General features: G+C 35.8%; 21 protein-coding genes. 3 read left to right on the top strand and 18 right to left on the bottom strand.

The genetic code is table 11. The features are described from left to right. Positions 1-24: 24 nt before the first annotated feature. Positions 25-240, top strand: coding sequence for a DUF2922 domain-containing protein (locus ACYVEC_RS01685; RefSeq protein WP_063221847.1), 216 nt, complete (start codon positions 25-27; stop codon positions 238-240). 19 nt (positions 241-259) lie between these two features. Here ACYVEC_RS01685 and ACYVEC_RS01690 read toward each other — a convergent pair whose 3' ends face one another. After that, complete coding sequence (locus ACYVEC_RS01690) at positions 260-658, bottom strand: DUF4359 domain-containing protein (RefSeq protein WP_063221848.1); 399 nt, start codon at positions 656-658, stop codon at positions 260-262. Between the two features lie 188 nt (positions 659-846). Here ACYVEC_RS01690 and ACYVEC_RS01695 point away from each other — a divergent pair, with 188 nt between their 5' ends. Further along, positions 847-1,353: a competence protein ComK gene (locus tag ACYVEC_RS01695; protein WP_063221849.1), complete on the top strand. Its 507-nt coding sequence runs from the start codon at positions 847-849 to the stop codon at positions 1,351-1,353. Positions 1,354-1,408: 55 nt separating this feature from the next. On the opposite strand, the gene ACYVEC_RS01700 is transcribed toward ACYVEC_RS01695, so the two are convergent. The 14 genes from ACYVEC_RS01700 to fabZ form a co-directional block, all read right to left on the bottom strand. After that, positions 1,409-1,879 (bottom strand): sigma-70 family RNA polymerase sigma factor, encoded by a 471-nt coding sequence (locus ACYVEC_RS01700; protein ID WP_063221850.1) that lies wholly within the window; start codon positions 1,877-1,879, stop codon positions 1,409-1,411. 232 nt (positions 1,880-2,111) lie between these two features. Then, on the bottom strand, positions 2,112-2,282 hold the full coding sequence (locus tag ACYVEC_RS01705) for a hypothetical protein (RefSeq protein WP_162840199.1): 171 nt from the start codon (positions 2,280-2,282) through the stop codon (positions 2,112-2,114). Between the two features lie 82 nt (positions 2,283-2,364). Next, entirely contained in the window at positions 2,365-3,033 is a 669-nt protein-coding gene (yknW, locus tag ACYVEC_RS01710) for a YknW family membrane protein (protein ID WP_063221851.1), read from the bottom strand. A 127-nt stretch (positions 3,034-3,160) separates the two neighbouring features. Continuing rightward, positions 3,161-4,363 carry an ABC transporter permease gene (locus tag ACYVEC_RS01715; RefSeq protein ID WP_063221852.1) on the bottom strand — a complete coding sequence of 401 codons (1,203 nt, stop codon included), beginning with the start codon at positions 4,361-4,363 and terminating at the stop codon, positions 3,161-3,163. Beyond that, on the bottom strand, positions 4,360-5,040 hold the full coding sequence (locus tag ACYVEC_RS01720; protein WP_063221853.1) for an ABC transporter ATP-binding protein: 681 nt from the start codon (positions 5,038-5,040) through the stop codon (positions 4,360-4,362). Before ACYVEC_RS01720 ends, ACYVEC_RS01715 begins: the two co-directional genes overlap by 4 nt. Continuing rightward, complete coding sequence (locus ACYVEC_RS01725) at positions 5,037-6,230, bottom strand: efflux RND transporter periplasmic adaptor subunit (protein WP_063221854.1); 1,194 nt, start codon at positions 6,228-6,230, stop codon at positions 5,037-5,039. The genes ACYVEC_RS01720 and ACYVEC_RS01725 overlap by 4 nt, the downstream gene beginning before the upstream one ends. A 238-nt stretch (positions 6,231-6,468) precedes the next feature. Next, entirely contained in the window at positions 6,469-7,803 is a 1,335-nt protein-coding gene (pgtP, locus tag ACYVEC_RS01730; protein WP_275719153.1) for an MFS transporter, read from the bottom strand. Between the two features lie 19 nt (positions 7,804-7,822). After that, on the bottom strand, positions 7,823-8,857 hold the full coding sequence (locus ACYVEC_RS01735) for an ABC transporter substrate-binding protein (RefSeq protein WP_098557143.1): 1,035 nt from the start codon (positions 8,855-8,857) through the stop codon (positions 7,823-7,825). Beyond that, entirely contained in the window at positions 8,854-9,636 is a 783-nt protein-coding gene (locus ACYVEC_RS01740) for a DUF3919 family protein (RefSeq protein ID WP_460505450.1), read from the bottom strand. The genes ACYVEC_RS01735 and ACYVEC_RS01740 overlap by 4 nt, the downstream gene beginning before the upstream one ends. 66 nt (positions 9,637-9,702) lie before the next feature. Next, positions 9,703-11,133 (bottom strand): HAMP domain-containing sensor histidine kinase, encoded by a 1,431-nt coding sequence (locus tag ACYVEC_RS01745; protein ID WP_098557144.1) that lies wholly within the window; start codon positions 11,131-11,133, stop codon positions 9,703-9,705. Positions 11,134-11,144: 11 nt separating this feature from the next. Beyond that, positions 11,145-11,816, bottom strand: a complete 672-nt coding sequence (locus ACYVEC_RS01750; protein ID WP_063221859.1) for a response regulator transcription factor — start codon at positions 11,814-11,816, stop codon at positions 11,145-11,147. Positions 11,817-11,937: 121 nt separating this feature from the next. Then, positions 11,938-12,930: a UDP-glucose 4-epimerase GalE gene (galE, locus tag ACYVEC_RS01755; RefSeq protein WP_001084646.1), complete on the bottom strand. Its 993-nt coding sequence runs from the start codon at positions 12,928-12,930 to the stop codon at positions 11,938-11,940. A 177-nt stretch (positions 12,931-13,107) separates the two neighbouring features. Further along, positions 13,108-14,019 carry a polyisoprenyl-teichoic acid--peptidoglycan teichoic acid transferase TagU gene (gene tagU / locus ACYVEC_RS01760; protein ID WP_460505453.1) on the bottom strand — a complete coding sequence of 304 codons (912 nt, stop codon included), beginning with the start codon at positions 14,017-14,019 and terminating at the stop codon, positions 13,108-13,110. Positions 14,020-14,140: 121 nt separating this feature from the next. Continuing rightward, a complete protein-coding gene (fabZ, locus tag ACYVEC_RS01765; protein ID WP_000884318.1) occupies positions 14,141-14,575 on the bottom strand; it encodes a 3-hydroxyacyl-ACP dehydratase FabZ in 435 nt (144 codons plus the stop codon). Positions 14,576-15,078: 503 nt separating this feature from the next. On the opposite strand from fabZ, the gene ACYVEC_RS01770 reads away from it, so the two are divergent. Beyond that, positions 15,079-15,522 carry a CoxG family protein gene (locus ACYVEC_RS01770; protein WP_064449580.1) on the top strand — a complete coding sequence of 148 codons (444 nt, stop codon included), beginning with the start codon at positions 15,079-15,081 and terminating at the stop codon, positions 15,520-15,522. A gap of 56 nt (positions 15,523-15,578) precedes the next feature. Here ACYVEC_RS01770 and galU read toward each other — a convergent pair whose 3' ends face one another. From galU to ACYVEC_RS01785, 3 genes are read right to left on the bottom strand one after another with little or no spacing between them, the layout of a single operon-like run. After that, the gene (gene galU, locus ACYVEC_RS01775; RefSeq protein WP_064460111.1) at positions 15,579-16,460 is read right to left on the bottom strand and encodes a UTP--glucose-1-phosphate uridylyltransferase GalU; all 882 of its coding nucleotides are present in this window, start codon (positions 16,458-16,460) and stop codon (positions 15,579-15,581) included. 58 nt (positions 16,461-16,518) lie between these two features. Next, positions 16,519-18,186: a teichoic acids export ABC transporter ATP-binding subunit TagH gene (gene tagH, locus ACYVEC_RS01780; RefSeq protein WP_460505456.1), complete on the bottom strand. Its 1,668-nt coding sequence runs from the start codon at positions 18,184-18,186 to the stop codon at positions 16,519-16,521. A 16-nt stretch (positions 18,187-18,202) separates the two neighbouring features. Continuing rightward, the gene (locus tag ACYVEC_RS01785; protein WP_460505458.1) at positions 18,203-19,006 is read right to left on the bottom strand and encodes an ABC transporter permease; all 804 of its coding nucleotides are present in this window, start codon (positions 19,004-19,006) and stop codon (positions 18,203-18,205) included.

The following is a 19,006-nucleotide window of genomic DNA, read 5'->3' on the forward strand; positions in this document are numbered from 1 at the left end:
TAACTAAAAGGGAGGAAATAAAGCATGCAAGTACTAGAATTAATTTTTGCGAAAGAAGATGGAAAAACCGTTGTTTTTTCTATCGAGAACCCCATCACACCCGTCGATGCACAAGTCGTAAATCAAGTAATGGATACCATCCTTGCCTCATCTGTATTTTCATCAATGAATGAAAATACCCGAAAAAAAGGCGCTCGTCTCGTAGAAAGGAATGTATCTGAAGTTCCCATTACGCTATAAACAAAAAGACGAATCTGCATCATTTTGCAGATTCGTTTTTTTTCTTCGGCATTTCAATTGGGATAAAGATTTTTGAAAACCCGACGCATACATATTTATAGTGTTCTCCGCCTATATCAAATTCAGTCTTATAAGTTGAGAAGAATATATAATCATCTCGCTTCGTATAATGATCGATTAATAACCCAACTTGCGGCTCAACATATTTTTTCGCCAACTTCTTACCAGCCGATGCTAAATCGCCAAGAAGCCCCTCTTCATTTTCTTTTTGAACTTCGTCTAGCTTCTTACTCACATCATTACGTTTCATAAACTGCTTCGCTGCCCAGTCCGTATATTCACCTTTACTCGGGTTACTATTTGCTAAATATACTAGAAGAACAACAACTAGAGCCATAACAATATACCTTTTCTTCATACTATCTCACCGCCTACTCTTTTCTATTTTCATATATATGTACAAGCGATGCAAATTAGAAAGACTATCATCTATTGATTGTAAACGAATAGCCAAAATTTACAATACGAAACAAAAGATTAATATTTATTTTACCTAATTCGTATATAATGATATTAATAACATTTTATAAGGGAGGACTCAGAGTTATGAAAGACGAAAATGATATTTTTATTTCTAATTCTACAATGATGTTAGAGCCTTACAAGCACCCTTATTATTGCACAAAAGTTATCGACAGTAGCGGGAACCATTTTTATTCCTGCCAAACCGCTCTTCAACTCATCAAGAAATCTTGTCTAACCAATGTTCACTCTACTTATCAAGGCAGACGTAATGCAGTTCAAACAAACTTTAATTTCAAACAAAATGTCCCGATTCCAATTAATCATAGAGAATATATTTGTGCTTTCCCAACAGAATCTCCTTCTTCTCCAAACTGTATATGGCTATTTTATAATCATATAGATGACATAGAATTTTTCAAACAGAGTAAAAAAGCTACCATTCATTTTTCAAATGGCACTACTACAACCATACATATCAGTCCCCATAAGCTAAAACAACAATTATTAAAAGCTGGATACGTATTATCACGTATGAACATGCAAGATTCACTACAATTCAAAAACCTCTTATTACATTTACTACCTTAACAAAATAAATAGAATGGAAAGCAATATCCCTTGCCTTCCATTCTTATGATACTATTTATCCTCTCAAGCTATTTCGCATTTTCTCAAGCGCCTGCCGGTATATCCACCTCACTTGATAATAGGTCATCTCTGTCTCTAAAGCGATTTCCCCCATCGTCTTTCCTACAAAGAAACGTTCAAAAATAACATACTTCTCCTTCTCATCTAATACACTCATAAATTCCTTCACTCTCATTTCAATATCTTCAAAATGAAAGGTATCTTCATATCCTCCTACATATACACACTTTTCTTGCACTGCAAACTCTTTCTTCAATCTTTCTAATATATAACCACGTACCGTTACAACTGCATATGCAGGAAAGCTCCCTTTCTCCGCATCAAACTTTTCATACGCATGCCAAAGACCGATTAACCCACATTGATAATACTCTTCATAATCTTGATAAATACCTAGCTTCTTTATTTGATTCACAATCATACCTTCATACAAAACAACTGTCTCTGTAAAAGTCGCTGGCTTCACACAGTACCCGTTTCTAAAAGGTATACCTTTCTAGTATTCCGCGGTACCTTCACAATATAAAAATAAAGAAAGGATTTCACTGTGAGTAATTTCAAATACTACCGCTGAAATTTGAAATTACATGAAGTAGAATTTGAAATTCTGCTGGTGGTATTTGAAATAAGGGTAAAAATAAAAAAGATTCCTTCTATACATTAGAAGAAATCTCATGTTTATAAATTTTCGATTTATACTATTCTGTAGTTAAACGCTTGAAAAATCTATCGATTGCATATAAACCTGTAGCTAAAATACAACTTATAACGCCAACAAATATATAAGGATTCTTATTTGGCAGATATTCTACCGTTAACAATAATACAACTAACATAAACAAAAAATTTGCTAATAATTTCTTAAACATATGTATCTTCTCCTTATATCAAAAATGCAGCAATTACTTTTATAATTGCTGCATTTCTTTCTTGTGACATGAAATATCAAGCTTATTGCACTAATCCTCTTAGCGCACCAAAGCCAATCGTTAAGATGAAGAAGATAACCATAAGAATCGTTGCTTTCTTTTTGCTTAAACCAGCTGTAATTTGAAGACCTAACCATGTAATAACAAATCCCCAAATTGTAAATACTTCAATGCTATTTGCAATACCTTTTACTGCGCCGCCACTTGAAGCGAAAATCGGACCTAAACCAGTGTAAAATTCTTTCCCTGAACCACCTAGAATAAGCGCTAAAACTGCATTTATTAATAAGCCAAGTAATGAAATAATGCTTGAATATACAGTAATTGTTAATAATTTCTTATAAGAAGTATCATTGCTCATTAACATCATTAACACTTTGTATACTGCTGCGCTAATAAAGAAACCTATTATCATACCGATAACACCAAATACAAAACCGGCGCCGAAAGTCATCACAGGTGTAACATTAACCCCTAATTCTTGATTGAACTTAATTGATTCAGGTGTTAAAGAATATACATAAGCACCAAGACCTCCAGTAATCCCTGATAATAAAGAAAGTATCCAAAACACACCCCAAACCGCATTACTGTTCTTCATTCTCTCAAACTGTTCACCTGGAGAAGTAATCATCCCTAATAATGATGGCTTTTTCGAAACTGCATCTTGCGTATTAATATTCGCTTCCATTATAACGCCTCCTTCTCTTTATATAACCCGTTCTAACGGGCGGTTCACTTCCTCATATAGAGGCTACGAACCGCCCACTAGAACGGTAATGTGCAGTAGAGAGCCCCCCTCTCTACTACACTATTACTTACTCATAACGTAATGCTTCAATTGGATCTAATTTCGCAGCTTTGTTTGCTGGAATTAATCCAAAGATAATACCTAGTGTCATAGAGAACAGTACGCCGCCAACGACAACTTCCCATGAAACAAGTGGCGGCCATTTTGCGAATGTGGAAACGATATATGCTCCGCCATATCCAAGACCAATTCCAATTAAACCACCTAGAAGCGTTAACATAACTGCTTCAATTAAAAACTGTAATAAAATTTTACTACGCGTTGCTCCAAGCGCTTTACGTATCCCAATTTCGCGCGTACGCTCCGTTACAGATACGAGCATGATATTCATAACACCAATACCACCAACGACTAATGAAATACCAGCGATACCACCAATAATCATCGTCATGATGCTAGTTACTTTAGAAACATTTTCTTGGAGTTCTTTTAAATTCACCAGTTCATATTTACCTGGAATTTCACTTGGCTTACGACTATTTAATACATCAACAGCTTGTTTCCCTGCTGTTTCTAAATTGTCTACATTTTTAGCTTGAATTGAGATATTTTGAATATCATCTGTTCCGTATAAAACAGGCCATAACGTAAGAGGGATTAACGCTTCTTCCATTTCAAATCCCATAAACTCATTATCAGATGTATACACACCAATAATTTGCATTGGCTGTCCCTTCATCTCAATAATTTGTCCAACTGGGTTTACGTCCTTAAATAACGTTTCCTCTGTTTTTGTACTAATCATCACAACGTTATTTGCATGAGAAATATCTGATTCGTTTAAAGTACGTCCCTTTACGACCTTTACTTTATTAACCGCAAAATATTCATTATCAAGACCAATAACATTCAGATTTGCTTTTTTATCATTTACATCAAGTATCTCTGTCGTTGAATTTGTCGTAATAACATGTGAAACATCTTTCACTTGTTTTACTTCCAAAATATCCTCTTCCGTTAATTTTGGTATTTCAAACCCACCTATAGCAAACTCATCATTAATATCTGGTTTAAACTGAATTGGCATAAGGTTATTACCACCAGAACCTGCGAATTTCGACTTCAGCATCGCTTCCCCGCCTTGCCCAATTGCAACGACAGTAATAATAGAACCAACGCCGATAATAATACCGAGCATCGTAAGAGCTGAACGCAGTTTATGAGCTAAAATAGAAGATAGAGCAATCTTTATACTATCTAGTAAACTCATACCGCACACCTTCTATCTTCTGTAATTTTCCCATCTCGCAATACAATACGGCGGGAAGAATACGCTGCTACTTCCTCTTCATGCGTAACCATAACAATTGTTGTACCTTCTGCATTAAGCTTCGTGAAAATATCCATAACTTGCTCACCAGACTTCGTATCAAGCGCACCAGTCGGCTCATCGGCCATAATGAACGTTGGATTATTCGCAATCGCCCTTGCAATCGCAACACGCTGCTTCTGTCCACCTGATAATTCGTTTGGCAAATGATGCACACGGTCCGCTAATCCGACTTTACCTAACGCCTCTAAAGCACGCTTGCGACGCTCTGCCTTCTTCACGCCGCCGTATACGAGCGGAAGTTCAACATTTTCGACTGCCGAAAGACGCGGAAGCAAGTTAAAATGCTGAAACACAAAACCGATATATTCATTACGAATTAAAGCAAGCTTTGACTCGTCTGCTGTTAAGATATTCACATCATTCAGCATATATTCGCCTTCTGTTGGACGATCTAAACAACCGATAATATTCATAAGCGTTGATTTACCAGAACCAGATGGTCCCATAATCGAAACGAACTCGCCGCCTTGAATCGTTAAACTAATACCGTGCAAAATCGGCACTGCCAATTTTCCTTGATAATACGTTTTAGCAATATGATTTAACGTGATCATTTCTCTTTCACTTCCATTCCGTCATACACATCGTCGGAAGGATTTTTAACCACCTTTTGCCCCACTGTTACGCCTTCTACAACCTCTGTCCAGTCTCCATCAGTAGAACCTTTTTTCACATTTTGTTTACGAAGTTTTCCTTTATCCTCAACATAAACAAATGCATCACCGTCTTTTTCTACAATGCTCTTACTTGGAACAGCAATCATCGTCTTATTCTCTAAATTTACTTGCAGAGAGACGTGATAACCTGGAGATAAACCATCTTGACTATCAAGGCTTGCTTTATATGTATATTGAGACATATTTTGAGTCGCTTCACCCATACCACCAGCTTGCGCCATCTCTGCACTCGTTGGGAATTCACTTACTTCTGTAATCTTACCTGTCCACTTCTTCTTATTATTTGCTTTCGCAGTAACAGTAAATGTTTGATCCTTTTGAATTTGTGACTTTTGAAGCTCAGTTAACGTTCCTTGAACTTGGAACGGATCTTTAGAAGCCACTTGTAAGAATGCTTTCCCTTGACCACCTAACGCTTGAGATGAACTTTGCGCCGCATCTTTATCTAACTTTTGAACAACACCAGCAAAATTACTATAAATCGTAAGCTCTTTCTGCTTTTTACTTAACTCTTCTTTCTGCAACTTCCCTTTTTCTTTCTCAAGATCCGTTGTCTTTTGTGCCATCTCTAACTCACTTACTTGCTCTTCCATCGGATCTGTTACTTCTTTCCCAGCTCCGCCATCTTTCGCCTTCTTAATTTCTTTCTTCAACGAATCAATCTTCTTCTTCCCTTGATCATAACGCATATCTGCCATCTTCTGATCAAGCTCAGCTTGCTTCATTTGTAAATTAATCTCTTCATTATCATAAGAGAATAACTTCGCACCTTTCTCTACCTCTTGCCCTTCTTTTACCTCAATATCTTTCACTTTTCCTTTAGTCGGATCCGCATAAAAACTTTCGATATTCCCGGGCTTCACCTGACCAGAAATTAACTTCGTATTATTCAGCTTACGCTCTGTCACTTTCTCAAAACTTACAGCATCAGCAGATGTTGATGCTCCCTTCTTCTTGCCTTGCATAATAAAAATATTAACTGCTGCTACAATAACAATTAGTGCAATAACCCCGATAATAATCCATTTCTTCTTCTTGTTTGGAGTACGAACCGTATTTGGTACCATATCCTCTCTCCCTTTATAACTTAATAGTTTAATATAAAAATTGTATAAAACTTTCTGAAAACAAATTACATATTATTACATTCTTTTTACAAAGTTTTACACATCCATTTATATTGTAACAAAAATTCCAATGATTAGAAATATGACATATTGTCTTTTAAGATAGATTTAAGGAAAGATTATATTATATAGAAAAAGCCATCCAAAATGATAATTGGATAGCTTTTCAAACAAAATATTACACCGCTTTAGGAGCTTTGCTCTCATGTCCACGTTGAACAATGAACAAGAAGATTGTTGATAAAATGGCACCTGTTAATAGTAAGATAAAGCAGCCATCCCATCCAGAACGATCAACAATAACACCAATTGCTGCGTTTGCTACAAGACTTCCGCCTACATAACCGAACAGACCACACATACCAACTGTCGTACCTACTGCAAATTTCGGTACTAATTCCATCGCACTTAAACCGATTAAGAACTGTGGTACATAAATTAAACAACCGATAATAGAAACTGCAATACTTACAACAAGTACGCTAGTTGCTTGCCAATATATAAACGTACCAATAACAACTCCAACCATACTAATGATACATAATGGCATACGTTTTCCTTTAAATAATTTATCACTTAAAAAACCAACGATTAATGAACTTGGAATTGCCATACCTTCAAAGATTGCGTACGCCGCGTGTGCTTCATTTTTTGAGAAACCTTTAACTGTCGTTAAATAAAGTGGAACCCAGTTAATAACACCGAAACGAATTAAATACACAAATGCATTTGCAATACATAAGAACCATACAAATTTATTTTTCACTACATATTTCATTAAAATTTCTTTTGGTGACATCTTGTTAGCATTATCTGCTTTTTCAAGGTTTTCATAATCATTACGATACTCATCAATTGGAGGAAGACCTTCTGATTCTGGTGTATCCTTCGCATTAATCCAAACAAGAACTGAAATTACCATTGCGATAATCGCTGGGAAAATAAACACGCCGCCTTGCCAATGATTTTCCCCAAAAATACCTACACCAATTCCGACTAATGGTGGCACAAGCATTCCGCCAACGTTATGTGAAATATTCCAAAGGCCTGTTTTCGTACCACGTTCTTTCTTCGAGAACCATTTCGTCATAACGATACTACAAGGTGGTGCTCCCATACCTTGTACAATACCGTTAAGAACAAGTAATGTAACAATCATCCCAAATGAAGATGCAAAACCGAAGCAAATATTTACAAGCCCTGATAAAAATAAACCGACTGCGATAAAGCGCTGGGCGAAAGCTTTATCTGATAAATTCCCCATAAAGAACTTACTAAACCCATAAACAATTGCCATTACTGAGCCTAGTAGACCAATTTCAGCTGTACTAAAACCATATTCTTGTACTAAATACGTACTTGATAACGTAAAGTTACTACGAACTAAATAATAAGCAGCGTACCCAACTGAAATCCCGATTAACACACGAATACGTAGTAATCGATATACACGGTCGATCATATCCGCTGGCAATCTCTCAATTGCAGGTGCTGGCTTGAGCCATTTAAACATATTCTTTCGTCTCCTTTTCTCACTTCTGAGAGAGACGCTGTCTATTCCATATCTCGATTATTCCGCTATTTGATATATTTTGGTTCGTTCTTCTAACCGGCTGCCCTTCTATTTCTTTCTCATTCTTCGCAAACATCGTTGGTACGCCAAACGAAACTTTTTCTAAAATGTGACCCGCTTCTTCTGATAAACAATAATCAATAAATAAATCCGCAATAATACCATTCGGTGCACGTTTTAGTTTCGAAATCGCATTAACAGATAATCCTGTTTGCTCAGGTTCGTTACTTAAAATAGGAAAGCCTTGTTTTTGAAGCATTCTCTGATCTCCCATAAAATTGATGCCTATCATATATTCACCACTCGCAACAAGTTCTGCTGGTATGTAACCATTCACCGTTACTTCTCCAACTTGTCCTGCAAGGTTCTTAACATATTCCTTCGCTTCCCCTTCACCTAAAGTATCAATAAGTGATTGAAAAAACGTATATGCTGTACCTGAAACATTTGGATCCGGCATAACAATCTTTCCCTTATATACTGGATTTAACAAGTCTTTCCACCTTGATGGATAGGGAAGTCCGAGCGGTGCTATCTCTTCATTCCACCGCTCTTTATTAAGCGCAATTGCCAGCTTCTCCACCTCATAACCGTACCAATAACCGTCTTTATCTTTAACAGTTTTTGAAATACGATTCGCATGCTGACTCGTAACAGGAATAGATAGATTTTTTTGCTTCATCATTTGATGGGCGTCTACCGTACCGCCAATAATAATATCGGCTTTCGGATTTCCAGCTTCCTCTTCTACCCTCCGAAGAAGCTCCTCTGTCGAAAGACGAATAAATTCATACGTACAGCCGCGTGGTTTACAAAATGATGAAAGCAAGGCTTCCCCAACTTCCTCACGGGCTGCTACATACGCAACGAGATGACGATCATCCAAAATAGGGAGACCACTTTTATTATATTTAATAGAGGTTGTATCTCGAGAGCAACTAGACATCGCTCCTCCAATTACTAGCAAAAAGAAGAAAAAGGCTATCTTTCTCATGACACATTCTCCTTTACAAATAAATTTGCGAGGGAGCTTTTCATATACATGACATTCCCATTATTATCACCGAGATATTGCACAACAAAATACGACGAATACACAGAAATAGTAAGAATGTCTTCACGTTCATTCTTTATACGCTTACCTGTTTTATAAGCGGTAATATAAGCAATCGGTTCATTCTGTGATTGTAATAATTTCTGTATTTCTCCGTAATCTGTAATTTGCTTTGCGTACCGAATCGAGTCAAGTATGTGCGTAAGATTCATCGCACGTTCTACATCACCTTGGCGTACTATGACATCCTGTGCTGACGCAAAAAAGTCACTAATACGATCTGGTGTGTAATACAGGCTTAACAAATACGTTTGAAATGCTGAAATCATTGGATCCGTACCATTCTTTCCGTACATGTCAGCCCCGTACTGGAACAAGTCACCTACTGCAAAAGTACGTTTATGTCCGTTCAAGTACGTTACTTCTCCAGTAAATACTTGTTCTTGAATCTTAGCCTCTCTCGGGTTTATTTGAATTTGGTCAAAGAATGAAACAATCGTATGCAAACGAACTTCATCCGTTATAACAATTTCTCCCCACTTTTCATGCCTAACTTTCATTTCAGTAGGCAGGGATTCATTCACTCTTTGTAAAACAGTTTGTTTGTCATTCACTATTGTGATTCGATTATATATTTGCTTCTCCATCACATAAAACAAAATAAGAGAAACGATTATACAAAGGACAAACATAAGGATTTGAAATGATAGCCTTTTCATTTCTGCCTACCTCCAAGATAAAAAAACGTTGTTTCGAAAATACCGCATAATTGTTTCATAAATGTATCATTTAACCGCTTTCAAGTTTTTTATATCTTCCATCCGTCTCGGAAGCAAGAATGTAATAAATATTGTAGTGCCTATTTCTTCACTACTCTCAATCCGCATACTTCCGCCCTGCTTATCCATAATCTCCTGACAAATATACAAACCGTAACCATTCCCGTAACTAGAAGGAAGTACCTTCCCTTCTGGCGATTCATTCCACTCTGCAAGCACACCTTCATCTATACCAATGCCATCATCATGAACAAAAACCTTCGCCTCACGTTCATTTATAATTACATTCATACGAATTTGCGTAGCATCGCTATATTTTATCGCATTATCCAACACGTTTAAGAAGATTTGTTTCGTCTTATCGAAATCCGCAACAACATGTACATCTGTTAACTCATTGATAACTTCAATCTCAAATTTCTGCAGGCGAGGTTTCACAATTGAAACTGCTTCTTCGGCTAATTCTTTTATATTCACAACTGTAGGTGACACTTCAAACGTACTCGTTCCGTACTTTGAAGACTTAAGTAATTCCTCTACAAGTGATAATAAACGCTCACTTTCTACAGCCACATAACGCAAGCTCTCCTGTACATCTTCCTTCGCCTTTAACTTCGGAATTAAATCCACATAGCCAATAATCGCCGTTAGCGGTGTTTTCAGCTCATGCGTAATGCGGTCTAAGAAATCTTTCTGTTTCTCTTTCTCCTCTTTCAATTGCTTAATATGCAGCTCAATTCCATCAGCCATCGCATTAAAAGATGCGGAAAGCTGAGCAATTTCCACATATTCATTTAACTCAATCTTACTTTTATAATCACCATTCGCAAGCCGATGCGCCATTTGTCTTAACTGATCAATCGGCTTATGGAGAGACTTCGCCAAACGAATTGCAAAGAAAATACCCGCAGCTACGAGACAAAGAGACGTCATTAAGAACGTCCAACCGACATTTGTTAAAACTTCCTTCTCTCCCGTTAACTCATTTATAAAACGAACACTTCCAATGACATCGTTCCCATAATAAACTGGGCTTGAAAACAAAAGAATTGGAGCTGGGTCTCCCTCTTCAAAAACATAAGATTTCTTCCCCTTCAAAGAGCTCTCAATATCAATATTCCGATGAAGAAGTGCTCCTTTTTGCGTATCCGCAACAACATCTCCATTCTTCCCAATCATCTGTACACGGACATCCATGCGCTTTGCTAAATACGAAGCAATTAAAAGTGAATTCGGACCGAGCGTCTCCACCTCTGCTTCCTTCTCTAAATAATTCATCGTATAAATTTGTGCTTCTACACTTAACTTTTCTAAAGAATTTGCCGCGTTATGATACATATTCTTTTCTAACGTAATATAAACAACTCCGTACAAAAGAACAAAAATTGGGATTAACAGTCCAACTATTCCAAACACCATATTTCTTTTTAAAGACATACCATCACCACTTAACAATCTAGTTTATAGCCAACGCCATAAATTGTCTTAATATATTCCCCACTATTCCCTAGCTTCTTCCGCAGTCGTTGCACCATAATATCAACCGCTCTCGTATTTCCGATATACTCAAAACCCCATACTTTCTCAAGCAACTCATCTCTCATAAATACACGCTGCGGATTGGAAACAAACAACTGACATAAATTAAACTCTCGGTACGTTAACTGAATTTCCTGTCCACTAACATGCACTTTTCTTTCCTTAGGACAGATCGTTATCTCTCCCGCCTCGATTACCTCATGACTTACCGTTACCTCTTTCTTCTTCACACGTCGCGCCATATTCTTGACCCGAAGAATAAGCTCCGCATAATTGAAGGGCTTCGTCACATAATCATCCGCCCCAAGCTGCAAGCCAAGCAATTTATCATTCATCTGACTCTTCGCAGTTAACATGAGTACTGGAATATCCCTATCCTTCTCACGGAACAGACGAAGTAACTCATACCCATCTGTATCTGGAAGCATAACATCCAAAATCAATACATCCGGCCCTTCCTTCCATCTCTCTAAAGCTTCTCTCCCGTCAGCCGCAGTCAACACCTCGTATCCTTCCATCTCAAGCTGCATCCGAATCAAATTACGAATACTCGATTCATCATCCACTACAAGTATTTTCATTATTTCCCTCCTTCCATCCTGTATTATAGTACAGTTTAGTATAGCAAAAATCTTATAAAAAAAGAGAGGGTATTGTCGAACATATGTTGAACGACAATACCCTCTCTTTCAATTATTATATCTATTTATCATACCCATTAGGTTTCTTCTGATGCCAATTCCAAGCATGCTCAATGATTGTCTTCACATTTACATACTGAGGATCCCATCCTAACTTCTCTTTCGCTTTCTGAGAAGAAGCAACTAAACGTGCTGGATCTCCCGCACGGCGTGGTGCTACCTCAGCTGGGATTTCATGATTTGTAACTTCACGAACTGCATCAACGATTTCTTTTACACTGAAACCATTACCATTTCCTAAGTTATAGAAATCACTCTCTCCGCCGTTCTGTAGGTCCTTAAGTCCTAAGAAGTGAGCTGCCACTAAATCTTCAACATGAATATAATCACGGATACAAGTACCATCTGGTGTATTATAATCATCACCAAACATCATAATCTTCTCACGTTGACCTAACGCCACTTGCAATACAAGAGGAATTAAATGCGTCTCTGGACGGTGGTCTTCCCCAATAATACCATTTGGAGTTGCACCAGCCACGTTAAAGTATCTGAAAATCTTATAACGTAAATTAGAAGCTTGGCTATACCAATGAAGCATCTTCTCGATTGCTAACTTCGTTTCTCCGTACGTATTCGTTGGATTTGTCATCGTTTCCTCAGTAATAAGGTCTACATCTACCTCACCATACGTCGCCGCAGTAGAAGAGAAAATAAACTTATCTACCTTAAACTCATCCATTACCTCTAATAAGCAAAGTGCACCGTACACATTGTTATTATAATATTGAAGAGGCTTCTCCATACTAACTCCAACTAAAGAATCAGCTGCGAAATGCATAACCGCCTCAATATTTTCTTGTGTAAAAACATCTCTTAAAAATGCTTTATCACGAAGGTCGCCATTATAAAACTTCGCACCTTCCGTAATTGCATCCTCATGACCCGTTTGTAAGTTATCTACTACTACTACAGATAAGCCTTCGTCTACTAATTTTTTCACAGCATGAGAACCGATATAACCAGCTCCGCCGCAGATTAGAATTGAATTCATAGTCTTCCTCCTACATATATTAGGATTTCTTATTCACTTACTTATTATAAAAGGTATACGATTGCTCGTATACCTTTTGTGTACCTTTATTACTTAGCAACGAAATAATCCGTTACATATTGTGCCCAAACTTCGTGGCCTTTAGCACTTTGTCTAAAGAAGTTGAATCATTACTTATTACTTAGTCACTTCAAGATGCGTTTTTAATTTATTCGTTAAATCTTGTTTTGCTGCATCTGGAACATAGTAATACCAAATGCCATCAGCAGCCTTGTGACCGTCACCTGGGATTTGGATATCCTCACTATTTTTCAAGCAATCTTTATAGTTCTTTTGCATATCAAACATTTGATCTTGCGTTAAGTTTGTCTTCACATTCTTTTGAATTGCTGTTAATACATCTCCATAACCTGTTAAAGAAGAGAAGCTTGCACCCTTCTTAATAACAGCCTGCATTACTTGACGCTGACGCATTTGACGTCCAAAGTCGCCACGTGGGTCTTCTTTACGCATACGTGTGTATGCTAGGGCTTGGTCACCTGTTAAATGAATATTCCCTTTTTGGAAGTGCTTCCCTTCTAGAGAGAACTCCAAATCATTATTTACATCTACCCCACCGACTGCATCAACGATATCTTTAAAGCCTTCCATGTTCACTTCAATATAATAATTAATAGGAACATTCAAGAAGTTTTCTACGGTCGCTACAGACATATCTACTCCGCCGAATGCATAAGCATGATTGATTTTATCGCTTTTGCCTTTTCCAACAATTTCTGTATAAGTATCACGAGGAATACTTACTGTTTTCATAGAGTTATTTTTAGGATTTAATGTAATCACCATTAAAGAGTCTGAACGCCCTTTATCATCACCGCGCTCATCTGCTCCTAGTAGTAAAATTGAAACTGGTTCACTCTTGCTAACTTTTTCTCCAACATTACTGTTGTTTTGATCACGTTTTAAAGGTTGATGAACTTCCTTTAATGTATTAGATACAGAAGAATATACATTATAAGCATAAACTCCCCCGCCTATGATTAATACCCCGATAATACCGAGTACCCAAAATAAAATTTTCTTTTTCATTATTGCAACCCTCTTTCCTAAGCCTAACTTACAATACGTGTAAATCCTATTATACAAACCACAAAAAATAGACAAACAACAATTATGTATTGTTATTTGTCTATCACATATCTTAATATATTTATTCTTTCTTGTCACCAAGCGCAAACGTGATTTCTGTCTCACAAGCAATTTCACCATCTACAGTAGCAATTGCTTTTCCTTTTCCAATTGCTCCACGTACACGCGTCATTTCAACTTCTAAACGAAGTTGGTCACCTGGACGGACTTGTCTTTTAAAACGGCAATTATCGATGCCTGCGAAGAATGCTAAGCGACCACGATTCTCTTCTTTCTTCAACATAGCAACAGCGCCAACTTGTGCTAAAGCCTCCACAATTAAAACACCCGGCATTACAGGATAATCCGGAAAATGTCCATTAAAAAATTCTTCATTAGCTGTAACGTTCTTTATCCCAATAGCACGCTTTCCTTCTTCTACTTCTAAAACTTTATCCACTAGTAGGAATGGATAGCGATGAGGAATTATTTCTTTAATTTGTTGAATATCTAGCATACACTTCTCTCCTTAAACAAGATTGGTCATACCACCAGAAGTTATACTATCATTATCCCATTTTAAATCTCATTTGTCATTATAAAAAAGGATTTCAAGATTTCTCTTCTAAATAAAAAAATGTATACACTCTTTTCAATATGTATTATCACTGACACGGAGGTTGAAAAGAGTGTATACCCAAGTTAGGGAAAGGCAAATTATATCAAATATATTAAGCCTTAATGTCGTATTCAAGATTCATTATATATGACAAAAATAAGAAATTAAAACCTAATTTTCGACCTTTTTCGTATTAATTCCCTAATATTACTCATGATTTCTCTATTTTCCTTACATTCTCTTAAATGTGATATTTAGAAATATGAATTTTAATAAAAAATTATTAAAATTAAAGCAAAAAACGCTTGTAATAGAATTCACATACTAATATTATAATAAAATGAATGCAGGATATTAACCTAATTATTCAAATACCTTTATTTTTAGAAAGGGATCAAAAAATGGCAAAAGGTATACATACTATAGAATTAAATACTTCACCAGATCAAATTTGGAAATTTATTAGTGATATAAACAATTGGGCTCCACTAGTTACAGGCTATGTTAAACATAAAGTTATTGATGACAAACATTCGACTTGGCGTTTACACGGTGATTTAGGATTTATTAAACGAGACGTTAGTCTCAATGTTGAAATTATTGAATGGCAAATGCCTAATAAAATTAGCTTTACGATGACTTCTCCAACAAAAAAATTAATTGGTAGCGGCTTTTTTCACGCTGAATCAATCTCTCCTTCTACCACAAAAGTAACAAGTCAGTTAGAATTGCGAACAACTGGCAAAGTATCTTTTGTTTTTAACAGTGCAATAAAACCCTTTGTTCCTAAAATGACAAAGCAACTTTCTAAAAAAGTGGCAGATAAATTAATGAAACAGTTATAAAAAACCATCTCAGAAATTTATTTTGCAATAAATTTCCGAGATGTTTTTTTTGAAAGTTAATTATTAACCATTTCTTTTTGTAATAACTTCTCCATATAGCTTAATAATTCATTCTTTAATCCATCATGCTGTAATGCCATTTCAATTGTTGTTTGAATGAATCCAAGCTTCTCTCCAACGTCGTATCGCTTTCCTTCGAAATCATAGGCAAATACTCTTTGTATCTCATTTAAACGCTGAATAGCATCCGTCAACTGAATCTCGCCGCCTGCTCCTGTTTGTTGATTCTCTAAGAACGTGAAGATCTCAGGTGTTAATACATAGCGCCCCATAATTGCTAAGTTAGATGGTGCTGTTCCTTGATCTGGTTTTTCTACAAACTGACTAACTTGATAACTACGACCTTTTTGTGCTAGTGGATCAATAATACCATAGCGATGCGTTTCCGTCTCTGGAACAGTTTGAACACCAATTACCGATGATTGTGTTGCCTCATATTGATCCATTAATTGACGTAAGCATGGTGTTTCAGCTTGTACAATATCATCACCAAGTAAAACAGCGAATGGCTCATTACCAATAAATTTACGAGCACACCATACAGCATGACCTAAACCTTTCGGTTCTTTTTGACGAATATAGTGGATATTAATTTTAGAAGACTCTTGCACCTTCTTAAGGATTTCATGCTTACCCTTTTCTAGTAAGTTCTGTTCCAACTCAAAAGAATGATCAAAGTGATCTTCGATAGCACGCTTTCCTTTTCCAGTTACAATAATAATATCTTCAATTCCAGATTGAATCGCTTCTTCTACAATGTATTGAATTGTTGGTTTATCAACAATTGGTAACATTTCCTTTGGCATTGCTTTAGTTGCTGGTAGGAAACGAGTTCCTAATCCAGCTGCTGGAATAATAGCTTTTTTTACTGTTTTCAATGATAATCCTCCTAAAAATATCTAATAAATATTACACATTTAATTATAGTAATAAAATTTAATACTTTGAAATATCCAAGATTGATATTGAATTAATTGTAGAACCCATTAAAGAAAAGTTAAAATCAAATTTATTTGATCGGTAAATAAACAGTGAATCGTCCTCAGCTTTTAATTGTGCTTCACCTAATTTTTCAAATAAACTTTCTTTTGATATTTTCATATTTTTAATATTTATTTTCTGAGCAATCGATTGATTGTTATATACTATATCAATATCTTTATATTGAACTAATGTTCCAGCTGCTAATTGTTTCTCATTTTGTGAATTACCTAATGTATTGATTAGTTCTTCTTTAGTCTTTCCTAAAAAAGCAAGGTACTCTTCTAAATTTGGGGTAATTCCCTCTATTTGTTTTAATTCCCCTAAAAACTTGTTATAAGATATCGCTTGATTATACGGGATTGATTTAACTATGGATTCACTAATCCATCCCTCTTCCCCGTTTTCTAATGTGAGTTTTAACCAATTAATATCTGACTCTATCTCTTTTTGTTGCTCTTTTACAATAAACGGCGTTCCAAATAATATCGTCCCTACTACCTGTCCATCTAAATTCGGCTTATTTCTAACACGACCTTTTGCAGAATTCACATAACGGACGTCTAAAGTTGCAAGCGGGTTCTCCTCTTTTTTAGGAACCTCCACCTTATCTATTGATTCTTTTTTCTGTTCTTTCGCCTGTAGAGAATGTAAAATATTATCCTTTTGCCAGTAAGTTATCCCACCAAGCATCATTAATAATATAAAAACGCTTAAGAACTTTCGACCCTTTTTCTTTTTTATATGATGTGAGCTTTGTTTTCTTAATAATGATACATAATCTACAGCTTGAGCTTCATTCTCACTTTTTGCAGCTTCTTTTTTTATTAAGGTTTTACCAGCCTGTTTCTCCATTGATTCCTTTTTAAACTTCTGCTGCTCTTCTTTGCTCATAGCCTTGTACTCTTTTAAGAAGTTCTCATATTTCGGCATAATTTCTTGAATTGGACCATAATCTTTAATTTCTCCATATTCTAACCATAAAGCCTTTGTACAGAACTTTTTCACTTGTCCCAAAGAGTGACTTACAAAAAAGATAGTTTTCCCTTGTTCTTTAAACTCATTCATACGTGTCAAACATTTATCGGCAAATGTTTGATCACCTACTGAAAGTGCTTCATCAATTACAAGGACATCTGGATTAATACTTACAGAAATAGCAAAACCTAAACGAGATTTCATTCCACTCGAGTACTTCTTGACTGGCATATCAATAAATTTTCCAATATCTGCAAATTCAATAATTTCCGGTGTCAACTTCTCAATTTTTTCTTTACTTAATCCCATCATCAAGCATTTTAATTCAATATTCTCCCTACCAGAAAGTTGATTGTTCAGCCCAGCTGCAATAGCAATAAGTGCAACTTTTCCTTTAATATCAATTTTTCCGCTTGTAGGAGGTGTAATTCCAGCAATTAAATTTGACATCGTCGACTTTCCTGATCCATTTACCCCGACAATACCAATTACATCACCTTTTTGAGCTACAAACTCTAAATTTCTTAATGCATAAAAATCTTCACCAAATCCTCGAGGATACATGATATCCTTTAATTTTTCAGAGTTTTTACTATGCATTTTGTATTTTTTTGTTACATTATGAAACCTGACTGATTCATTCATTTTTTTACAACCCTCATTATAGATAATCTGCAAAATGCTTTCTAAATTTCACATGTAATGTTGAGCCAATTAAAAAAGTAATAAAAACAAATCCCCAAAAATACAATGTATAATTTATATCTTGAAAGAACCAATTTGTCCCTAATAAAGACGCTCGGTACCCATCAACAATATAACAAAAAGGATTTAATTTCATAATCTTTTGGAATATAGTTGGTAATCTTTCAGGAGTCCATAATATAGGAGTCAAATATAATAACATTCTCATAATTGATTGCACAATCATTTGAGTATCCCTTACTATTGTCGCTAAAGTGGATGTAATTAGAGACAATGAGAATACTAGCATTAGCGTCGCAAACATATAATAAATGAGCTGAATGTAGTGAATAGAAATTCCTTGTCCTGTTACTAAAAATAAAATTGTTATAACTCCTACGAGAATTACATGTGAATAGAAATTAGACATGATTACAAAGCTTGGAATAACACTCATGGGGAAATTCATTTTTGAAACCATGTTTAGCCTTGTATAAATTGATTTAGAAGCTTGCATCATTGCAGGATTTATAAAAAACCATACAGCTAACCCTGCAGATAACCAATAAACGAAAGGGACTCCATTAACACCTTGTCCCCCTCTAATACCTAAACCAAAAACAAACCAATAAATACTCATCTGTATTATTGGATTCAAAAATTCCCAAAAGAGTCCTAAATAATTATTATTGTTTGTACTTTTCACTTGATAAATAGATAAGCGTTTAATTAAATATAAACTGCTTATCTGTTCTTTCAATATCATGACCATTGAGTTCAT

Source organism: Bacillus sp. MN7755, from assembly GCF_054771475.1.